This window comes from Ohtaekwangia sp. (assembly GCF_036786105.1).
Taxonomy (GTDB): Bacteria; Bacteroidota; Bacteroidia; order Cytophagales; family Cyclobacteriaceae; genus Ohtaekwangia.
In genome coordinates this window covers 29,696-52,852 of sequence record NZ_DAIQRQ010000034.1, presented here as the reverse complement: position 1 = coordinate 52,852, position 23,157 = coordinate 29,696, and the positions used below count along the sequence as shown (strand labels likewise).

Sequence of the window (23,157 nt, the reverse complement as noted above, 5' to 3'; positions counted from 1 at the left end):
AGTAAATAAGAGTTTGATGCAGCATTTAAAGGAAGATAACCGACACCTCTCGATACGATACAAAGCTTATCTGCATTCGGTAAAAATGCAAGCAGACCCCAGAAAAAATACACCGCGGAATTGTTTCCGTACTGTATTTTCTTCTGCGGGCTGCGCGTAGGGTATTCTGGGTATTATTATTTCACCCTTGTCCAGGTTTCAGTGCTTCCAAACATCCCGATATACCCGGTCATCTCCAGCGTATTTTTGTCTGCCAGTGCAATCTTTGCTTTATAGCTTTTGCCGCTTTCAGGATCATATATACTTCCATCCTTCCACTGTCCATCGCTAAAGCTCAGATCTCTGATGATTTGCAGGCCAAGCACAGGCATACTTCGTTTGGCAGCGTCTTTATTTTCGGTATCCAGCAACGGCTTCCCGGTTTTCTTGTCGTTGGGGTTCAGGAGCCAGATGATTTTTCCCTGGTATTTATCGCTGGTCTTATATATTTCAACCCTGGCGTCCTGGTCTTCCGTAAGCCAGACTCCAACGATTTGATCCGCGCGCGACTGCGCTAAAACTGAAATCATGGTGGTGAATAAAATGACAGCGGTTAAAATCCATTTACGTTTTTGCATTTTCATAATTTTATGATTCAATAGATATAGTTAAGAAAGATTGATTGTTGATTTGTTTGTCAGATCACTGCAATGGCGTTTTGAATCCTATTTGCAGGCTAACACCACTCAGCGATCCATTATATACCTGCGTGGTAACGGGAAAGCTGAGGTATTGCGATTCCATATACAGGATGAACATCCTGCTAATTTTATAGGTTATACCGATGCCGCTCCGAAAAGCAAGTGCCGACTGGGAATCCGTTGTCAATACAACATCTTTTGATGTTTCGCTGTCCTGGAGAAACGGCACATCGGTAATGGCTATACCTAACCCTCCGTATACATAGGGCGAGAATCTTTTTATGTGCCAGCGGTATCCTGATTCGATACCAATCATGGTAGAAGGTATCTTGCCGTTAATATATAGATTAGCACCATCACGGGCGGTATACCGCGTGTGAAAGGCAATATTATACTGATCGAAGAATAAGCGGCCAAAGAGATGTTTTTTATAGTCGATTTGAAACTGGAAGCTGCTGGCAAAACCGGTTTCACCCAGTGCGCTATGGGTTGCCGTAGGAATATAAACGCCAATACCTCCATTAAAGTAATACAACAATTTCCGGGACTTCTCTCCGACCCCGGCCTGTGCCTGAGCCTGTGAAGCGCAGGTGAACAACAGGCCGATCACGCTTAGCATGATGCTTATTCTCATATTCATATTCATGTTCATATTACTTTAATGTTTCGCAGGTATATCCGGACTTCATCAGCAGGTGCGTCAGTTCTTTGGTAATATCACGCAAGGCCTGCACGCGCAGAACTTTGTCTTCATCACCTGTATCCACTGACCAGTTGTTTATACCCACCAGTTGTGTAAGACCATCGGCAATCCGGGTTACATCCTTCTCGCTGATGAGTGTTGTTTTAAAAATAAGAATGATCATAAATTCCAGTAAGTGAACTATATATTCGTGTAATGTGAATCACCGTGCAACCAGGTTCTCGAGTTCGGCAGTAGCCAGTAAACACGACAGCTGTGCGGCATACAGGTCTGACACTGACCGGGCCAGGTTCGCTTTTATCTCGAGTATATCTGTCTTTACATTCATACCGGCCATCTGTTTGCCCTGCTGTATCTTCAGCTCTTCCTGGCGGTACTTCCATGCTTTTTTCGCTACTTCTACCAACGCCCGGGTTTGAACAAGTTTGCGATAAGCCTTGTCGATGCTGGTATACAGTTGCTGTTGCTGATACGCCACGGCATGTTCGGCTTGTTTCAACTGTGCTTCGCGCTGCCGTGTAACCTGGCGATTTGAGAACAGATCGGTCAGATTCCATTTCAGATTGATACCTATATAAGGGCTTGATGTAGGAAGTATAGGATTCCCTTTCTGATAATAATAACCGGCAATCAGCCCTATATCCGGCAGGCTACTTTGCCTGGCAGCTTTAATCGCCAGCTGCGCTTTTTCACGATTCAGGCGTGTGATCTGAAGTTCGGTATTCGCCTCTGCGTTGCTTCTATAAAAATCCAGGGTTGTGGCAGCGTATGTATCGGTACCGGTTGTATCCGGTGCCTGTAATGTATTCAGCGCGTGTTCATCTATATTGGCAACGGAAGCAAGCTCGCGTCTGTAATCCTGCACGGTAATATCAAGCCTGAGTATATTCTGCTCTTCTTCTGCTACTGCTGCCCGCAAGCCAGCCAGGTTGGCTGTAACAATCTTTCCTGCCGCAGAGGCACTTTCTGCATCTGCTAATTTGGCTTGGGCGGCTTCCATTCGGTTGGAAGCTTCTTCAAGCTGCTTTTCGCTGATCAGAATACCATAGTATAACTTTTGAACCGCGAGTGTTAGCTGTTGCCGGAGTTTTACCTGCTCTTTTTCTGATAAGGCTATATCGATCCGGTCAATATCCAGCCCGGTCTTTATTTTCGCCTGCTGAAGAATAGGCTGGTATAGCGATACATCGGCAGTATAATTCTGATGCTGGCCCAATTGCAGATGCGTACTTTGCTGCGGCAGCAACTGATCACCGGCAGCTGTTGGCAGCGTGCCGATGAAACCTGCCGGTACATTTAACTCCCCCAGTGAAAAATTATACTGATAATTACCACCGAGCACTACTGCAGGATAGCGTTTGATTTCATCTTCTTTTAATTTATGTGTTTTCTCCTGCACCTGCCAGTGCTGTATCGCCAGCAGATGACTGCGCGTTACGGTTGAATCAATGAGTTGCTGTAGCGTATATACTTTATTCTGGGCTTTCAGATTGAAAAAACCAAGCATAAGAATAACGGATAGCAGCATGCTATTTTTAAAATCGGGCTTCATAGACAATTATTGAGCGTTGTGAAGAATTTTTTTATCCGTTTCGCGAATCATCGCGATGTATAGAATGGGTACGGTGAGCAGCGCCATAATCATGCTCCACACTACACCGAAGGCCAGCACACTTGCCAGAGGCGCCCACATGCCTGAGCCGGAAATAATCATGGGTAACACACCGATGGCAGCCGCCATGGCAGTTAGAAATATAGGGCGCAATCTTCGCCTGGCCGATTCAATAGCGGCCGTTCGAATGTCCATGCCGTGTTGAAGCAATACATTCGTGTAGTCCACCAGTATAATTGCATTGCGGACAACAATTCCGGAAAGTGCAATGAGGCCTATAAAGGCAGTGAAGCTGAAATTATTACCGGTTACTACCAATCCGAGCACGGCACCAAATAAGCTAAGGGGTATGGTAAGCATCACGATAATCGTCTCTTTCATGTTTCTGAATTGAAACAGGAGAATGAAGAATATCAATACCAGGCTGATCACGAGGGCAGTAACCATTTCCATAAATACTTCATCTTTATTCGCTTCTTCTCCCCCATACTCAATCCGGTAGCCTTCCGGTAATTTCAACTGATCGATGGCTGGCTTGATTGCTTCGAGAAGCTCGGCTGGTAAAACATCGGGTTGGGTTTCGCTTTGTACCGTAAGGGTACGGATGCCATTTCTGTGCATAATCTTACCCGATTGCCATTGCGGTGTAAGCAAAGCGATTTGCCGAAGCGGCAACTCTGCACCCGTAGCCGGCGAGGTGAGGTATATATTTTGCAGATCGGTAGTACTCTTCCGCTTGTTCGCATCAAGTCTGAAAACAATATCTACCGGGGTACTGCCTTCGTATAAGGTTGATATCGGGGCTCCGCTAAAACCGGTATATACCGATTGGGCAACACTGGTGGTGGTAAAGCCTAATCGTCTGGCTTCATCTTTCAATTCAAGATTTATACCGTAATAGTCTTCTGAATAGTCATCGCGCACGAATAAACTTCCGGGAGCCTTTTTCAATATATCCCGTACGGAGTTTCGGATTGTTTTTAACGTGGCTATATCTTCGCCTATAATCCTGACCTCGACCGGGGCGTTCATGGATGATCCCTGCTGCATCAGCTTTACGAAGAATGTACCTCCCGCCACAAGGCCTTTTACTTTGTTCGTTAGCTCTTCGGCCAGCGCTTCTGAGGTTGCCTCCGTGGTTGTATTGACTAATATGAGTGCATAATTACTCGCAGGAAACTCGGGCGTAAAATTGTAATAAAAGCGTGGTGCTGAAGTTCCTGTAAAGGTTGCATACGACAATACGCGCTTATCGCCCTGTATAAGATGCTCTGCTTTTAAAATGGTTTCATTTGTTTTTTCAAGCTTCGTTCCTACAGGCATCCACAATTCAATAATAAACTGGTTGCGTTCTGCCGGCGGAAAGAACAATTCCCGAACACCAAACTTGAACAATATACCAACCAGAAGCAGCGAAGAGAAACTGCCGATGATTGTTATTTTAGGACGCTTTACACACCAGTCGAGCGCGCGATTGTATCCGTCCTGCATATAGGTCAATACAGATTTCTTTACCTTCTGCTCAGCCAAGTGTTCCGGTTGTACACCCGGATCATGCGCATGCAATCCCTTTTTTATGAATGTATAGCAGAGCAGCGGTGTCAGAAACAGTGCTACGAAATACGATGCTACCAGCGCGATGGCTACGGTAACGGGAAGGGTTGCTATAAATTCGCCGGTAGAACCGCTAATGAGAATCATCGGCATGAATGATGCAATGATTGTTATCGTTGCAACTAATACGGGTATAAGCAGATCATGCGCACTTCGCCAGGCTGCAGTCCAGCGGTCAACATTTTCATCCAGCAGCTCTACATAATTATCGGCAATTACAATAGCATCGTCTACCACCATGCCCAGTACCAGTATAAGTGCAGCCAGAGAAACCTGGTGTAACTCAATGCCGAGGGCATTCATAATGGCAAAGGTGAGTGCTACCGTCATGGGTATTGCCATGGCAGCGACCGAAGCTATACGAAAAGGCAACAACAATATGACAACGACAATTACGGAGGCTATCGCCAGAAAAAATTCTTTAATGAAGTGCGATATATTATGATCGACCAGAGTAGGCTGCGAAATCAGTGTGGTGAGTTTTACCGAGGATGGAATCAGGCGTCTGGCTTCTTCTATCTTTTTTTCTACGGCTTTTCCAAAATCGACTATATTATTTCCTTCATGCATTTGAATGCAGAGCATGATGGCCTTATTGCCATTTATCGTGATCATTTCGTCAGGCTCTGCGTAATCTCTTTTCAAGTTCGCTACATCCCCCAGGCGCACCGTGGCACCCGAAGAAGATATGCCGACCACCTGGTTTGACAGATCATTCTCCGTGGAGAAATATCCTTCGGTATAGAGCGATGTTTTATTGCTGGGTGTTTTTACTTCCCCGGTGGCGCTGATATTATTTTGAGATTTCAGCAGCTCTACTACCTGTTTCAAGGTTACTCCGTATTGAGACAATTTCTCTGACGTGGATGACGCTATAATCTGTTCACGCTGATCGCCGATGCGTTTTACTTTTGATGCAGCCGGCAGTGTACGAATAAGATCTTCCACTTTTTGTGCATACGTCTTCAGTTGCTCATAGCTTGCTTCTTTGCTGTCAAGCGCAATCACCATGGCTTCGGTATCACCAAAGTCAGAGTCAACGATCGGGCCTTTTACCCCTGCCGGAAGATCGAGTTCGCGGGCAATTAATAGCTGATGCCTGAGTTTGCTCCAGAATATATCCGGTTGCTTTACATCGGCTGTGAGTTCAACCGTGATAACCGTCATTCCATCTTTGGTGGATGAAATTGTTTTGGTCTTATCTACTTCTTCATACTGAAAAAGATATTGCTCCAGCTTTCGTGTTACCTGGTCTTCCACCTGCGATGCGTTTGCTCCCGGAAAGTATGCCACTACCAATCCCTGACGGATTGTAATTTTAGGATCTTCCCGGCGCGGCATGTTGAGCAGTGAATTTATGCCAATGGCAAATAACATCAACAATACCGCCAGCGTTACCTGTTTATACTTCAGTGCTGCTTCTATAAAATTCATATTCGTTTTACTTTATAATGGTTACAGAAGCTCCATCGGATAATTTTGACTGGCCGGCAACAACGATTACCTCTCCGGCGGATAATCCCGACAAAATTTGAATCTTATTGTCAACCATTCTACCCAGGCTGACTTTGTGCTTAAACGCTTTCTGTTGCGCCTTGTCAATTACGTAGATATAGCTATGTCTGTCGAGATCCTGTATAATTGACTCTGCCGGAACCAGTATATCGGTTTCTTTACTGTTGCCTTTCATCCGTACTTCGGCAATCATGCCGGGGCGTATCAGAAGATCCTTGTTTTCTACTTCTACTTTTACAGCAAACGCCCGTGAAACAGCATCCGCCATTCCCCCGACACTTGTTACTTTACCGGTAAAGGTTTTATCCAATGCCCCTATATATACATCGGCCGGGGTACCGATCGCTACTTCGTGTAATTCTCCTTCCGGAATAAAGGCTGTCACCACAATTTTTTGTATGTCGGCCACTACAAACAGCGGCATGCCGGCAGCTATTACTTCTCCTGTTTCCGTTGCTTTACTCAGCAGCACACCACTCAGGGGTGCATACAGATGTGCGTCTGCCACATTCTTCGCCTGCAACCGGTATTGCAGCTGCGCCTGTTTTAAAGCCAGGCCTGCTTTTGTGTAATCGCTTTCGCTCACGCTTCCGTTTTTGTGCATGATGCTTAACCGGTCAAACTCATCCTTTGCCAGATTTACCTGCACTTCAGACAGTTCTTTACCTATGGTATAATTGGTGAGTTCAAGCCTTGACAGCAACTGTCCTTTTGTTACAGGCTCACCTTCTTTCGAGGATATATACTCCACTTTGCCCGGCACCATAAAGGCGAGTTTCACAGTGGTTTTACCCTCTATATTTCCGCTAAGCGAAATTTCACCGGAGACTGTTTGTGCTGCTAACGTCTGCACTTCTACGGCTATCGCGTTATTGGCATCGGCCTGTGGTTCTTCTTTGTTGCCGGCACAGGCGGCCATGAATAGCAGAACAGAATAGAAATAGTTATACTTCATATAATTATAATTGAATTTTAAGCTTATGGATTTTAAATGCGGGCGGTGTAAGTCGCTATTGACACGTGAAAAACTGTTCTTGTATATCGATGTGCTGAACGCCCAGAAAACTCAGTATATCTTTACACTTTGCGGTAAATTCAGGATTACCGGAAATCATGAAACTCATGAGCGGTATTGTATTGGCATTAATCACGGTTTCTATGGTAGTCTTAACCGCTTCCATGGTGACTGTGGCTGATCCGTCCGCATCCGACAAAAAAGACTCGTAGATGACGCAGAGCCTTGCCGGAAAATGCCATTCGAGTAACGAGAGTTCTCTTCGAAAGGGAAACTGATTACTGCCGGAGCAATAAAGTATAGTAATAACGGTGAGTCGTTCTTCAGCAAGTTTTTCCTTCAATTGAGGAAACGCGGAAGCCATGCCGGGCTCATCTGCAATGAGCACCCAGTGAGTATCTATTGTTGAATGTTTCATCCTCTGTTATTTTTTAACAAAGGAATAGACTTCATGCAACAGCTCTTTTAAGATATATTAAAAAGCGAAGCGGTATAATAAAAAAATATAGATAAGTATGCTATGGTGTGCCCGGGAGCGTATACTACACGAGGCGCGAAACCTACAAAGAACAGAAAGACAATGGGATCTTTTTTTAATATATCTTAAAAATGATACGGAATCTGAAATTTTCACCGTTTTGCCCGAATAACACTCAGCGTCTGTTGCGTTATGCCCAGGTAGGAAGCTATCTGACCAAGCGGGGCACGCAACAATATTCTCGGATACATTTCTACCATAGTATTGTAACGCTGCTCGGCAGTTTGAAACTGCAACGATTCAAGTTTTATAACAAATACATTGAGCACATCGATGGATGCATAAAAAAACATCTGTTGCAGTGCCGGCATCTTCAGCAGCATAGGCGCCAGCTCCTCGTAACGTATCGCCCTGATAACGGAATCTTCCAGCGCTTGCCATCCGTAGGGTTCTGACTTATTATAGAATATACTGTTCAACGGTGCCGTGAAGCTACCCTCGTCAAAGAAAAACTGTGTAATATCCTTACCGTCTTTATAGTAATATGTCCGGATAAGTCCTTTCTCAATAAAACACACTTTTGATGAGAAACTATCAGGTTTAATGATAAGATCTCCTTTGGAATACGACTCGGTTTTAAACGCCTGATCGATCGCTATACACTCCTCCGGAGTAAGTGTAACTTTTGAGGTGATATAGTTTAAAAGCTCCATTGATTTCTTTTCTGCTACAAATTAAGCCGGATGCCCTTTATTTTCTATCATTTAATCAAAAAACTTATAGTGGAGAACATCCCGATTTATGACTAAACCACAGGTCTGTTGAAGGCGCATCGGTAACTATACAACCACCAACGCTTAACACGTGCATATATACAACAGCAATCCGCATGGATCGCCCTTTTAAAGGTATTATATAAGTCAGGCATTGCACCCGAAGTATGCGAAATGAATTCTGCAAATTCAAAGTATTCTTTATCTGGCCTGACAAAGATCGACAGCTTTTAAATATCCGTTGGCAAGATATTTTATCACTGCTCAGGCTATGGGAATTATATTTGATTTGGATGAAACGCTCGTTGATACGACTGCAGCTATACATGCATTGAAAAATGAAGATTGGGAGGCTGCCGAAAAACAGATTCCAAAATTTTCTCTCTATCCAGGCATACTGGAATTACTGGCCTATTTGAAAGTTTCCGCTATAAAGATGGCGGTAGTGTCCACAAGCCCACATCAGTACTGTGAAAAGATATTGACACACTTTCACATATCTTGTGGTTGTATTATTGGTAACGATGATTGCGCCCGCAAACCAAGTCCCGAGCCTATGGTCCAGGCACTTGAACGGTTGGCGCTTGATAAAAATAAAGTTATTGCACTGGGCGATAAAGCCAAAGATATTATATCGGCAAAGCGTTGTGGTATTGCCACAGTGGGTTGTTTGTGGGGAGCGCAGGCAGGAGAAATAGAAAAGCTGGCAGAGGCAAAGCCGGATTTTACAGTCAGCAATCCACTACAGATCATTCCTATACTGCGTGACTTCTTTCACCTGAAATTATAATTAACAGCAATAGTAAGAGCAGGCACACGCTGCAGGCAGAAGCCACCGGACTTATAGCTCCAGCCCCGCGGTTGTTTCCAATATTCCCAATCGCTCCATTTGCTCTTCATATAGCTTTACGGCCAGTGCTTCGTCTTTGATATGATAGCGGGCTCCTATATATTTTACGATGGTGCCGTTTTCCATTACGGGTACAATGGTTGCATCCACCCAATAGGCACTACCGTCTTTTTTCCGGTTCTTGATTATTCCCCGGAACGTTCTTCCCTGCCGGATGGTATGCCACATGAGTTTAAAAATCTCTTTTGGCATATCGGGATGTCTTACAATGCTATGCGGTTTACCCAGTAACTCAGTCGGTTTGTATTGCGATACCTCGCAGAATTTTTCATTTACAAAAGTTATTGTGCCATGGCTATCTGACTCTGATAAGATGGTTGTTATTCCCAATACCTGTTCGCGAATCTGGAGTTCATGTTTTACGCTGATATTTTCTTCCAGCTGCACCGTGATTTGCTCCTGCATGGCTTTAAGCTCTTCCATATTCTGCCGCATCTCTTCTTCCTGCGATTGCAATTGTTCTGTCTGATGTTGTGATTCTGCCAGCAACTGTCTTACGTTCTGATTAACTCGCGTTGTCTGTATCACTGCGGCAAACGCTTCTGCGCATTTCTCCAGAAATTTTACCTGGTATTGTTCAAGTTTGGTAAATGAAGCTACTTCTGCTACACCTACTACCGCTTCTTTATATTTTAAAGGAACAATAGCTATACAGGTTGGATTGGCCGTTCCCAGCCCGGAGGTGATGTGTATATAGTCAGGAGGAACATCGAACAACAACATCGTTTCCTGCTCCAGGAAACATTGGCCCACCAATCCTTGCCCAATGGCGATGGAACGCGACAGATATTTCGTTTTGTTGTATGCATAACATGCTTTCAGATCGAGTACCTCATCGCTGTTTTCCTGCAGCAGGAACAATGATCCCTGGTTGCAATGAAGATACTTTACTACAAAGCCCATAACTTCACGGGCCAGCGCATCGGTATCATTTACCTTTCGCAGCAGATCGCCCAACACAGCAAGCCCCTGGTTTTCCCACGCCCGCTTCTCTTCCGCTATCTTGTTGGCATAAAGTTTATCGCGGAAATGTTCGAGGTGTCGGGCTACCGTGCGATTCTCAAAGGCTTCCGATACAGACACATTATAGCGCTCATATTCCAGGTCTTCAATAAAGTGTTCGAGCAACGTAAACTGATCTTTCTCACGTTGCAGTCGTTCTTCGATGTGCTGCTCCCGCTCACTGATCATTTTACCCATGCTATAAAACAGAACGGATAGGAAGAACGGGGCAGTAAGAATAATGCAGTGCACCGGGTTTTCATAATAGAGATCGTGTATTGTTGCTAAACCGATGCGTTTATCCCGCACAAAAATATCCACAACAATAGCGAGGCCGATAAGGCCTATACCGGCAAAGAGTCCAACATATGCCATAGTATACCGGAACTGGTTGGAGTTGACTGCAAAAAATCCTGACTTGCGCCTGAACGTATTCTGATTGGGATTCATACTACTATATTTCATTCCGAAGTAAGCGGTGTTTAACGACAAACTTAGAAGCAGGCACACCTTTCAGGGCTGATAAAAATCAGTTATACATCTGATCTTGCTCCTGATTTTCCGGAAGGCAAAAAGTGTAATTCGGGGCATGATTAATTCTTTATCTCCGGCCCAACTCCTCAGGAAGTACGATATTCCCACACCACGGTATACCAGTTATCCTACCGTTCCGTATTGGGATACGGCTTCGTTTTCACAGGAACAATGGATACAAGCCGTACGAAAGTCGTTTGATGCCACGAACCACACAGAGGGCATCAGTATATATATACACCTGCCTTTCTGCGAAAGTCTTTGTACTTATTGCGCGTGCAATACACGCATCACCAAAAATCACGCGGTAGAGATTCCCTATATACAGGCGATTTTGAAAGAATGGGAACACTATAAATTGATCATGGGCGGTAAACCTGTGATTCGTGAACTTCACCTGGGCGGTGGAACCCCTACATTCTTCCGCGCTGAAAATTTGCGATGGCTGATCTCTTACCTCCTGGAAGGCACTGCCATACATGATGACTTCGCGTTCAGTTTTGAAGGGCACCCTAACAACACCACCGCAGAACATCTTCAGACTTTATTTGATCTGGGCTTTACGCGTGTGAGTTTTGGTGTGCAGGATCTCGATCCTAAAGTACAGCAAACCATTCATCGCATACAGCCTTTTGAAAATCTGCTGTGTGCTACGGAAAAAGCCCGTGCTATAGGATACGAGTCGGTGAGCTTCGATCTTGTCTATGGACTTCCCTTTCAAACGCCCTTCACGGTTTCTGATACCATTGAAAGGATATTGACGCTGCGTCCCGACCGGATTGCATTTTATAGCTATGCACATGTACCCTGGCTGAAACCGGGACAACGCGGTTACAGTGAAGCCGATCTGCCATCACCGGCATTGAAGAGACATTTGTATGAGATTGGCAGGCACTTACTTCGCAAGGCCGATTATGCAGATATAGGCATGGATCACTTTGCCTTGCGTCATGATGCTCTGTTCAAAGCACAGGTATCGGGGACCCTGCATCGTAATTTTATGGGCTATACTACATCTCATACTGATTTGCTGATTGGTCTGGGTGCATCAGCGATCAGCGATGCACGTGGTGGTTATGCTCAGAATATCAAAACAGTAGAAGAATACCTCGGTGCAATTAAAACTACCGGCACAGCCCTCTGTAAAGGTCACATCCACACAGAAGAAGATCAGCTTATGCGCCAATGTATACAACAGATCAGTTGCCAGGGTCAATTAAGCCATACGCTATGGATGCAGGCTATCACCCCTCCTATCCTGGAAGCGTTACTCTCTATGGAAAACGAAGGTATACTATATTTGTATGAAGAGGGTGGCCTGCGTGTTACTACGGCCGGTCAGCCGTTTATTCGAAATATCTGCCAGGTATTCGATCAACGTATGAGGCAAGAAAAGAAAGATCAGTCGGCTATATTCAGCAAAGCGATCTGACGCAATGCATTCACAAAAAACAAAGAGCCTTGTCAACTGATAAGGCTCTTTTATTTCAAGGCTGTTATTACTATATATTTTACTTACTCCACGCGCAGGGCATCTTTCTTCTGACCGCCTATATCAACAATCATCTTGCTGATCTTGCCGGTGGCCTCGCGCACAAAGGTTACACGTGCATTCATCTCCTTGAGTACAAATTCCTTTTCGGATACCGGGAATATCTGAAGCTTCTGTTGATCGGTTGCCTGTGCATACAGCTTTCCTTCTTCATTGGTAACGGATATAAAAATATTGTCACCATAATTATACCGGCCTACATAATCGTTGAAGATCGCCTGATCCAGCGATATAACCGGCTCTTCGGACAGTTTCTTTGCATCTATGGTGAAGGTACCCTGTGTGAAGTGGCCGTGTATTACTTCGCCTTTATCATTCTTCACAAACCTGATACGGGCTTCCACTACTTTCCAAAAATATTCTCCCGGCGCTGACGGGTATATGGGGAAACGCGGCTGACCGGTGAGCTGGGCATAGAGATTGCCGGCATCGGCTGTGATGGTCATTACTGCGCCACTGCCAAAATCATAGCGGCCGATATATACCGTTACATCCTCCTTTACACCGGGCTGTACTGAATACGATGTTTGCTTATCCATTTTCTGCCACAGGAAACATTCTGCTACGGTATTCGGATTCATCACGGCATCGGCAGGCACTACGTTGGTGAGCATCACTACGGTGAGGTTTTCCTCGGTATAGCGTGCAAGCTGCGAAAGGAAACCGTGCAACCCACCGCTGTGCTGGATTACATGCTCACCACGGTAGTCACCGATTCCCCAGCCGTATCCGTATTCACCCGGAGGAGTTTTTCCATCGTTTAAAACAACCGATGTGAAGGCCGCTTTCAGGCTCTTTTCTTCCAATACCTTGCCATTAAATACTGCTTCGTTCCATTTGTACAAATCTTCCACGGTAGAGTAAAGCGCACCGGCTCCGCCTGCCCAGGCCATGTTCCAGTTCAATGCCGGTGTATACGAGGCGTTGCCATTCTTATCGTAGCCAAGCGCTTCCTTATCCAGCTTTACCCAGGTGGTGTGCACACCTGTGTTGGTCATCTGCAGCGGACCAAAGAATGTTTCTTTCAGGTATTGTGCATAGGTCTTGCCCGATACTTTTTCAATAATATAGCCGAGCAGAAAATACCCGGAGTTATTATAGCGCCATTGTTCTCCCGGATTAAAATCATACGGATCATTTTTGAAGTAGTTGATCAGTTCTTCGGTTGTAACCGGAGACACCACCCTTTTCAGAAAATCATCTTTACCGGTATAGCTGTGTATACCGGAAGTATGCGTAAGCAGGTGATGCAGCGTTACTTCATCGCCACGCGGAAAGTCATGTATATATTTGGATAGTTTATCTGTAACTTTCAATTTACCATCTTCCTGCAGCTTCAGAATAGCACAGGCGGTAAATTGCTTGGTAATCGAACCTATTCTGAATTTGGTATCCGGGGTTACGGGTTTCCTGCCTTTTACGTCGGCATACCCAAAAGCCTTTTTGTAAAGTATATTTCCATCTTTTGCCACCAACACAGCAACGCCCGGTATATCTTTTCCAAGCAGAGGGATATATAGTCCATCCACGAGTTGCTCACCTGCAGGAACCGGAGTATCGGAGGCTCCTTTTTGTAATAGCACATTTGCCACCTCTTCACGGCCATTGATCCGGGCCGCCATCAGCGCTGTAAGCCCTGACGAGTTCTTCCCGTTGATATTCGTTTTTGCTTTTAACAAAATATTGATCTCATCCAGGTCTCCACTACCGGCAGCCTTTATAAGCCGCTCTGTGAGCGCTTTCCCATCGAGGAATCTCGCAGCCAATCCCCAGCCGACTTCTACATCCTGCACTTTGATCAGCAACTGGTTACTGCCTTTTGCCAGATTTACTTCAATGAAATCCTCATCGGGCGTTACGCCACGGGCTGTCCAGTTGTTATGAATCAGTTTACCATTCAGCCATACCTTCACAGCATCATCGCTGCCTACCCCGAGAAAGGCAGTAAATGCAGAATCCGTTTTTATTTCAGCCAGTGCATAGGCATAGGCATAATCTGCCTTGTTGAATATTTTGTCGAAGTCCACTATATCTTCACCGGAAGTATAAGTTTTCCACGCTACCGGTTTGCCTTTATATACAACGGGAGGCATAGGCTTGCCAGCCAGCGGTACAACCTGTGTGACGAGGTCATCGTCAAAAAATTTCTGTTGTGCCGTCCGGTCAGGATGGCTGGTTGTATCGTTGCGCAGCAGGAATGGTCCGGCCAGTAACCATGTTCTGATATACTGCCCGGCCTGTATACCGGCATAGGAAGCGCTGCCATACGCAGCATTCGGATCGGGTTTGGTTTTTACGGGAGGTTGTTTCTTTTTCTGTGCATACGTTGCAGTCATCGCTACACAAAGCAGCATACAGGCAACTGCGTGTACCGGTTGAAATGAAAGGATACGTTTTTTCATTGATGTGGATTTGGGATTAGTCTCGTAAATATAGTTAATAGTTACCGGTTAACCGTTACACGTTAAATCGTTATCAGGAAGAGTATATTAGCGGTTACCCTAAAATGATCTGTGCTATTCTGTGCGTTCCGTTGGTACAAAATGCATTTATTTCCCACAGAACGCACAGAATTACACAGATAACTAATAACTGTAACAATTAACAGGATAATAATACACAAACGAAAAAGCCCGCGGACGAAACCGCGGGCTTTAAACCATTAGACTTAACCACTATCAAATACACTATTCCTTCACAAACTTGCGGATTTCGCGTTTGCCATTGGAAAGCTGAATTTGCACTACATATACTCCGGGAGCCAAGCCTAATTTTGCTGTACTCACTTTATAGTTCCGGAATACACTAGCATCGGCCTGGTGATTGAACAGCGCTATACCTTGTGTACTTTGTATAGTAAGTGCTGCGTTGCCTTCGGCCTTGCCTTTCAATTGTATGGTAAGCTCGTCTTTTACCGGTACAGGGTGTACTGACAAGTTTGGTTCACCGGTTTCTTCGTCACTGTAGCCGGGAGGTGCCAGGCGTGCGCCGGCTGTACCGTTCACTATGCGGAAGGTAACGGTGACGGGTATACCGGCTGCGCCTGTACCATTGAAGTATGCATACGGTGTGGCGGTAACAGTATATATACCCGGTGCAGCAGGCCATGGCGTATCGCTGCCATTGGCTCCGTTACCATGCAACGCATACGGCACATTGTTATCGGTGCGGTATACATTTCCATTGAGGGTAAAGACAACGCTCTTCACGGCAGGGCCGAATGTGTTCGCCCGGATGTTGATCGAATTATAGTATTGCTGACTGATATCCACGACAGCACTGTCTGTAAGATCTCTCAGCTTTATGCCATTGCTTCGCACTACATCGAGGTCGGTTACGGCTGTCGAGTTTATCAGCGTAATAATAGCCTGCTGGCTGCGACCTTGTGTGCCGGTACCATTGAGGCGTGTATAGGCATTTGCACGCAGTGTATGATTGCCGCTCGCCATCTGGTAGAGGAAGTATGGATTGAAGTTGTATGGAGGTGTATTCAGAAGATTGGCTGCTTTACCATCCTGTATGAAGCGTACACTGCCTACTGCTGCCGGATTGGTATTTGCACGGATTGTAATGTTATACGGATCCTGTAACGCGCCTATATCTATCCGGACAGAATCAGTAAAGGTAGACAGCACTTGTCCTGTTTTTATATTTACCAGGCTAAAGCTCGCTACACCATACGGCAGAACAGAAAGATGGAAATAAGCTGTATCGGTTGCTCCTGTTGAATCGATAGCCACAACCGGCAAATCATACTCACCGGCATTGCCGAGCAGCGGGCTGATGCGATAGGTAGCGGTGCCGTTGGCGGAGCTTACCGGTGTAATGAACGACAAGTCCTCGTACAGTTCAACCGTAACCGGATCGCCATCTCCATCCGTTGCTGTGAAGGTTACATCCAAATTGCCAAGCTCAACCACTACGGCAGTATCGATAGGTGCCAGTACGGGCGGATGATTGGTAATTACCTTCAGCGCTACAGGTACAGATACCACGGCATGTGCCGGATCGTTGCTTGCTATATGAAGTGTATCGGCATACCATCCGGCTTCGAGATCGGCAGCATTAAACGTTACCGTGATGGTGGCTGATTCTCCCGGTTGTACATATCCTGACTTAGGATTGTAGGAAAGCCATGGTGCCTGTGCAGGACCATCAAATATAGCGAAGTTGTCCATGTCGAATGTAGAGCCTGCCGCTTCCATCAGCGAGAACAATACTACCTGTTCTATATCGCCGGCAAAGCCCTGTCCGGTAAAGATTGGTGTGCCGTCTATATAGATCGTGAAGACCGAGGTAGCACGTTCCACATCAATGCGCAATTCAAAGTAGCCGGAAGGCAATGTACCGGGTATAGGTGTATAGGCTACATTGCCTGCTGAATCCTGTGTCAATGCACTTAACGTTCCATCCTGCGCTATCTGGAAGCGTGTATTTACCAACTGCGCCGTAGGCGACTGTGGAATTACCTGCCAGGTAACACCGCTGCCTCCTATATTTAGCCTGAGGCTGGTGGAAGACACAGGGTCACTTCCAATAGCAACTACCGGTGAGAACGCAAGTGATTGCCCGAGTCCATCTGCTAATCCACGCAAGTGTTGCGATCCCTCAAATGGATTTACAGATTCAATGGTCCAGTTACTCCACTGGCCTTCCCATCCTTCCTGTCCGTCAATATCACCCGGTGCAAATTCTTCGAAGTCTGTTGCATACAGTGAAGTGGATGCATGTTTAACAGCACCGGCAGCCACCAGCGCTTGTGCACTTCTTATATTAACAGATTCTGCAGATGCAGTTGTACGGGTATGAAGCAATGCTTTATATTCTTTAGCAACATTTAATACAGGCGCTGCTTCAGGCACAGGTGTGTTTCCGAAAGCATACTTCAATACACTCTGACCATGGTTTGATATGGTGAGTGTCTGCGTTGCTGTTCCTCCTGCCGGAAGCTCCTGGTATAATGAATCCGGTTCTACACTGATAACGGCAGGCTCACGCACTGACAATGACGCTACAACGCCTACTACCGGATCGATCACAGCATTGCTGTTCACCAATATACCGGCTACATAATATCCGGCTTCAAGATCAGAGGCATCGAATGTAGCTTCTATCAGTGCACTTCCCTGCACCGGTATAGTTCCGGTGGATGGATTCACAGTAAGCCATGCACGTGCATCACCAAGTATTACAACATCATCGATCTGTGCATACCAGTCATAGTCATCGGTATTCGGATCATAGTAGTGCCAACGCAGTCTGAACGAAGAAGCGCTGTTGAGGTAAGCCCCTAACGGTACGGTAACAAATTCACCGGAGGGTTCTCGCAGCGTGCCATGATCTTCGTTCCAGCTTAATACCGTAATCCATGAACCGCCATCAACTTGTATATCGAGGTCGAGGAAATCCAGGTTTGCATAGTTCTGGTAATTGGCATTATACTGCACCGCTATATTTTTATAGCCTGCGGTACTGATGCTGGGTGTGATCAGCTCTGTATCAAAGTCTGCAGCGCCAAAGGCATCGCTGCTCGCGGTAGCAGCTTCCCCTGTGCCGGCATAGTTTGATTCACCATAGTCGGCAGCAAATGCCCAGGCAACACCGTTACCCGCATTGTCTACAACACTCCAGCCGGATGGCGGGAAGCTGGCCTCTTCAAAGTTTTCTTCCAGCAATGGCACACCGGTGAGCACCTGTATAGAAGCCTGCTTTACAACGGTACGGCTGGCGGTATTGTCTTTTTCTACCTTGGTAACAATACGTTTATCACTGGCGGAATTGGCAAATTTACTTACCGGCTTCGCAGGAAGTTTGGTAACATCGGTAGCGGCTCCAATTACCTGCAAGTTATACGTGAGCGGTTGCCCGCCTGTATTCTCAATGGTAAACGTTCTTACCGTATCCTCTTTGTAATCAACAGTAGCCTGCAATACAGTAGGGCTTACATATATATTCGGATCGCCTATTACAGCCAGTGTTGCCGGCACGTTGAGCTTAGTTCCGTCTATATCGAAAAGTATATTCGCGCCATAGGTTCCAAATTCAAGATCCGATGCGTTAAAGGTCACGGCGATCTCTACAGAAGATCCAGCCGGTAAATTTCCAAAAGACGGAGCTACAGAAATAAATTGCGGCGTATCGCCTTTTATACCATCGATGATCTGTATATCATCCAGGTCTAATGTAGGGCCGGCCTGTTCCATTCCGGAAAGTATTACTACTTCTTCAATGTTACCGGTAAAACCCTGGCCGGTATATACTTTTGCATCGTTGATGAATACATCGAAGTATGATGAATCGCGGTCAACCTGTATCGTAAGATCGAAATAACCGGAAGGCGTTGTGCCGAACGCATCAAACACCGCTCCTCCGGAGCCATTGCTGATCAACGCACTCACAACACCGTCTGCTCCAAATTGTATACGTGTATTTACAAGACCCGCTGTGGGTGACTCCGGTACAATCTGCCAGGTAACACCGGTGCCCTGAATGTTCAGCTTCATGGTAGTGGTAGATTTCGCTTCTGTACCGAATGGAACGGTTGGCGTTACTGCGCCTGAAGTTCCGAATCCATCGGCAAGGCCACGGAAATGTTGTGCACCACTGAATGGATTGACTGTTGTGATGGTCCAGTTACCAAACTGTCCGAACCAACCATCCTGTCCTGTTACATCGCCCAACGCGAATCCTTCAAAGTCGGTAGCATATTCTGTAATGGCAGAAGCTTGCGCAATCCGTCCGTTGGCAGCCGCACGATAGTTCAATGCTTTTATACTGCTGAATGAATCTTCACTGCGTCCACTCGCGTTTTGCTTTTTCTTCGCGGCAGAATCTGTTGCTGCCACGCGTGCAGGTGAAGCAGACTTCACGATGCGCGTGCTGGTAACAATACCACTGGTAACACTCACCGTATAATTATGATCTTCAGGACCATTGTTCGATAATACGAGTGTACGGGTAGCCGTTTGATCTTTCTCTAACGCTTCGTAGAGAGAATCCGGTGCCACGGTAAATTCAGGTCCCAATACCGTAAGCGTTGCGGGAACCGCTACTACCGGGTGATTGGGAACATTATTCGATATATCGATTGATGCATAATATATACCGGCATCCAATCCGGAGGCATCGAATGTTACCGCGAGATCAAGTTGCGCTCCGGGTGCTACTGTACCTTGTTTGGGATCAACCGTAACAAAGGAACTGCCGGAAAGATAATGCACGGCATTCTCATATATAGCCGGCAAATCGCCTGACCATTGGAGCGGCCCGCCATTGCCCAGGCTTGGCAGCATGTTAAGCGCTACTACGTTGGCATTGGCAGCCAACAGCAGCTCATCATTGTTCCAGGCCACTACGGCTGTAGCTCCTGGCGCAAGGCCTACATTTTGAACGAAGCCATTGTAATCAAGCGAGGCCACACCTTCCAGAAGCGGGTGACCAGGTGACAATATACTACCGAGTGATACCGATATATTTTCATCGCTGGTAGAAGGTGTGAACGGACCATACTGCTCATTGATAAAACGTCCTTCGAGTTTCCAGGCATCGTATGAATAGGCAAACTGGTTCACGATTACTTTACCGCCGGCATCTACATAATCAGCCAGCAGATCACCAATTACAGCAGGCTCTACTCCTGCCGATGCGAGCCATTGTGTGTTATTGGTGGTGAACACTACATCGTATCCTTCCAGGTCCGCCAGTGTTATCGAAGGTAAATTTGCTTTTGGGTATACATCGGCTTCTATATCATCGTAAGCATCCAGAATTGTTTCGATGTCACTAACATCATTGTCAGGTGTAACGATCAGCACGTTGGCTACAGTAGCCAGCTGGCCTGGTGTTTTCAGTTTTACCTGGTTGGGGAACGTTGTAAATATAGAAGTATTCTTCTCGCCCGCTTTGCCTACAGTTGTACCAGACGATGGTACGGTGACAGTCTTCGCCGTGGTAACGGAGGTTGCACTATCAGGTGTAGATACAGCCACTGAAAACTCGAGTGTACTGCCACCCGTATTTTTTATACTGAGTGTTTGTGTTGTGGTTCTATCGGTATTGAGTGTAGCACTCAGCGATGTTGGGGTTACTTCTATATTCGGTGCCACCACGCCTTCACCACGCAGGTATACAAACAGGGATACGTGGGCCGAATCGTTGGAAACAATCGTTAAGGTTCCGAATGATGCGCCCAGCGATGTAGCGGTATACGTTACCTGTACTGTTGTATCCTGAAACGCGTTCAGTGTAATTGCTCCGGCAAAGCTGGTTGTAAAATCCGTATTATCGGAAGTAATGGATGAAATGGTGAGTGGTTCAGAGCCTTCATTGCGAAGGGTTATACTCTTTATTTTCGAACCGGTTTCAAACACCTGACCAAAGTCGAGTGAGTCGGGTGAAACCGAAGCTATAGGAGCACCATTGTTGATTACCTCCAACACGGCCGGCACCAGCAATGTATCCGTAGCAGGATCGTTGCTCATGATTACAAGGCTTTGATGATATGATCCTGCTAATAAATCACTGGCGTCAAACGTTACGGCTATATCTTGTGAACCACCTGCAGGAACCGTGCCGGTAACGGGTGATACGGACAGGAATGAACCGGGCCCATCGGTAACAATGGTATAATTTAGATCACCTTGTCCGCTATTGGAGATGGTTAATATCTGCGTTGCTGTATCGGCTGTTTGCAAGCTGGCATTCAACGCTGCTGGCGATACACTAATGACAGGCGGGAAATTGGTAGTCTGCTCTACTACATTGGATATAGCAGCGTAATTGCCGAAGAAGTCAGCCGATTTGATGGCAAAGTAATACGTTGTTCCTCCCGTTAAACCCTGAACGGTATATACTTCAGCACCACCGGCTGGTTTAGGAACCGGAGGATTTGCAGCAGCCGTTGCCGATGCAAAGTTCTCCTCTGTAATGGGTGCTGTTGAGTACCGGATATCGTATGCTGATGCCGATCCATTTCCCGGATCAGCCGGCGATGTCCAGTTCAGTGTAACCGAAGTGATGGTTACATTAGAAACATGAAGATCGGTAATAGCAGCGGGCGCATCGCCATCATCTTCTTGCAAGGCTGCGAATGCATTCAGGCGACCCGTTCCAAGTAATCCTGCAAAGTCAGGATCAGCCGCATCGATATCATCTACCAGTTGTGTTAGTCTGCCGCGTAACATTTCCGGAGTAAAGCCCGGGCCACCGAATTTCGATACAATCAACGCCGCTACACCCGATACATGCGGACATGCCATGGATGTACCTTGAAAGAATGCATACTGACCACCACTGATGGTACTCAATACACCTTTTGGATCATTGTTAACGAATGTTTCACCACCGGGCGCGGCTATATCTACCCAATTGCCATAGTTAGAGTACCATGCTTTCTTATCCTGATTATTAACGCCTGCAACGGCCAGGGTAGGCGCATAATAACCGGGATAATATTGTGCATCGCTATTGCTGTTACCGGCAGCGAAAATTACAATGCCACCGCGCATCGGTCCAACCTGGTTACCATCGGCATCTTTACCGGCTTCTGCTATAAAGTAATCAATAGCATCCAATACAGCCTGCTCAAATACACCGGCACTGGTATAGCCCCAACTGTTCTGTGAGATAACAGCACCATTGTCGGCTCCATATATATAGGTCTCGGCAAAACCACCATTGGCATTTGCACCGAAAGCAGCACATGACATAATCCGTACACCATCGCCTGAGCCGGAACCACCGGCTATACCTGCAACGCCTATACCATTGTTTGTTACAGCAGCAATCGTACCGCTGGTGTGTGTACCATGATCATCCGGTGCTATCGTACCCGTGTTATCACCAAAGCCGTAGCCGTTTATATCATCTACATAGCCGTTGTTATCATCATCCACGTTGTTACCGGGTACCTCATCCACGTTTACCCACATGTTCGCCGCCAGATCGGGGTGATTTACCTGTGCTCCTCCATCCGTTACGGCTACAATTACATTCGAGCTTCCGGTAGTTAAGCCCCACGCCTGAAACAGGCTGATATCGGAGCCAGGTGTACCACCGGCCTGACCGGTATTATTATAGTGCCACTGGCTGTTCAACATCGGATCGTTGGAAGGTCCGGGCAATACAGGTTGAGATGCCTTGAGCTTCTCTATATCTACCCGCACCGGACCAAAGTCTTTCCGCTCCGAACCAATGATCGCTTTCTTATATACCGGCTCAGCACCGACAATATGTTCGATTGATCGGAAAGTAGCGATCGCCGATAACACGGACGAGGCTTTATCCATTTCAATCTCATACCACAGGTGTAAACCGTATCTCCGGTGCTTTGCTTCAAATTTACCTCCATCGCGAAAGAGACGCTTTATGCCGCTCACCTTGTGCTTTACGGCAGCAAGGTCAATGGAAGATATACCCGTAAGTAAAACATTGTCTGCACGCTTTGACATGCGCGCGCTTTCAAATTGCTGCGCCAGTGCTTCGGATACCTTTATCCGAAATACACCGGGTTCAAGTTCAGCACGTTGCTGAGCCAACACCTGGTTAGACAGAGCTGCCAACCACATAGCGATCATGCATACACAAGCCGACCGCTGAAGAAACAAGTACACATGCTTCATCAGTATAGGTTATTTAGAGTTTTACACAAAAGACAAAGCGGTACCACCAGGTATTCAGAATCCCTGCAAACAATTCATCTCACATAAACGATAATAAACCCGGTGGGTCGTGACTCGATTTATTCTAACCGACTAAAGATTTTTGGTGGA

General features: G+C 46.3%; 13 protein-coding genes. 2 read left to right on the top strand and 11 right to left on the bottom strand.

Features of this window, described 5'->3' with window-relative positions; all coding sequences use genetic code 11:
* Nucleotides 1-176: 176 nt before the first annotated feature.
* The 8 genes from V7Q33_RS14640 to V7Q33_RS14605 all read right to left on the bottom strand — a co-directional run bounded on the left by V7Q33_RS14640 (nt 177) and on the right by V7Q33_RS14605 (nt 8,330).
* Entirely contained in the window at nt 177-623 is a 447-nt protein-coding gene (locus V7Q33_RS14640) for a DUF2147 domain-containing protein (RefSeq protein WP_331977343.1), read from the bottom strand.
* 58 nt (nt 624-681) lie between these two features.
* Complete coding sequence (locus tag V7Q33_RS14635; RefSeq protein WP_333820304.1) at nt 682-1,320, bottom strand: outer membrane beta-barrel protein; 639 nt, start codon at nt 1,318-1,320, stop codon at nt 682-684.
* A 13-nt stretch (nt 1,321-1,333) separates the two neighbouring features.
* Nucleotides 1,334-1,546, bottom strand: coding sequence for a hypothetical protein (locus V7Q33_RS14630; protein ID WP_331977347.1), 213 nt, complete (start codon nt 1,544-1,546; stop codon nt 1,334-1,336).
* Between the two features lie 39 nt (nt 1,547-1,585).
* The gene (locus V7Q33_RS14625) at nt 1,586-2,935 is read right to left on the bottom strand and encodes a TolC family protein (protein WP_333820303.1); all 1,350 of its coding nucleotides are present in this window, start codon (nt 2,933-2,935) and stop codon (nt 1,586-1,588) included.
* 6 nt (nt 2,936-2,941) lie between these two features.
* Nucleotides 2,942-6,043: an efflux RND transporter permease subunit gene (locus tag V7Q33_RS14620; RefSeq protein ID WP_331977351.1), complete on the bottom strand. Its 3,102-nt coding sequence runs from the start codon at nt 6,041-6,043 to the stop codon at nt 2,942-2,944.
* A 7-nt stretch (nt 6,044-6,050) separates the two neighbouring features.
* Complete coding sequence (locus V7Q33_RS14615) at nt 6,051-7,079, bottom strand: efflux RND transporter periplasmic adaptor subunit (protein WP_333820302.1); 1,029 nt, start codon at nt 7,077-7,079, stop codon at nt 6,051-6,053.
* Between the two features lie 55 nt (nt 7,080-7,134).
* Nucleotides 7,135-7,557, bottom strand: a complete 423-nt coding sequence (locus V7Q33_RS14610; RefSeq protein WP_333820301.1) for a hypothetical protein — start codon at nt 7,555-7,557, stop codon at nt 7,135-7,137.
* Nucleotides 7,558-7,769: 212 nt separating this feature from the next.
* Nucleotides 7,770-8,330 carry a Crp/Fnr family transcriptional regulator gene (locus tag V7Q33_RS14605; protein ID WP_333820300.1) on the bottom strand — a complete coding sequence of 187 codons (561 nt, stop codon included), beginning with the start codon at nt 8,328-8,330 and terminating at the stop codon, nt 7,770-7,772.
* Nucleotides 8,331-8,661: 331 nt separating this feature from the next.
* Here V7Q33_RS14605 and V7Q33_RS14600 point away from each other — a divergent pair, with 331 nt between their 5' ends.
* The gene (locus V7Q33_RS14600) at nt 8,662-9,180 is read left to right on the top strand and encodes an HAD family hydrolase (protein WP_331977358.1); all 519 of its coding nucleotides are present in this window, start codon (nt 8,662-8,664) and stop codon (nt 9,178-9,180) included.
* Nucleotides 9,181-9,231: 51 nt separating this feature from the next.
* Here V7Q33_RS14600 and V7Q33_RS14595 read toward each other — a convergent pair whose 3' ends face one another.
* Nucleotides 9,232-10,767 (bottom strand): PAS domain-containing protein, encoded by a 1,536-nt coding sequence (locus tag V7Q33_RS14595; protein ID WP_333820299.1) that lies wholly within the window; start codon nt 10,765-10,767, stop codon nt 9,232-9,234.
* 124 nt (nt 10,768-10,891) lie between these two features.
* Between V7Q33_RS14595 and hemN the strand changes: the two genes are divergently transcribed.
* A complete protein-coding gene (hemN, locus tag V7Q33_RS14590; RefSeq protein WP_333820298.1) occupies nt 10,892-12,268 on the top strand; it encodes an oxygen-independent coproporphyrinogen III oxidase in 1,377 nt (458 codons plus the stop codon).
* A gap of 83 nt (nt 12,269-12,351) precedes the next feature.
* Here hemN and V7Q33_RS14585 read toward each other — a convergent pair whose 3' ends face one another.
* A complete protein-coding gene (locus V7Q33_RS14585; RefSeq protein WP_333820297.1) occupies nt 12,352-14,790 on the bottom strand; it encodes a serine hydrolase in 2,439 nt (812 codons plus the stop codon).
* Nucleotides 14,791-15,075: 285 nt separating this feature from the next.
* A complete protein-coding gene (locus V7Q33_RS14580) occupies nt 15,076-23,007 on the bottom strand; it encodes an Ig-like domain-containing protein (RefSeq protein ID WP_333820296.1) in 7,932 nt (2,643 codons plus the stop codon).
* Nucleotides 23,008-23,157 lie beyond the last annotated feature (150 nt).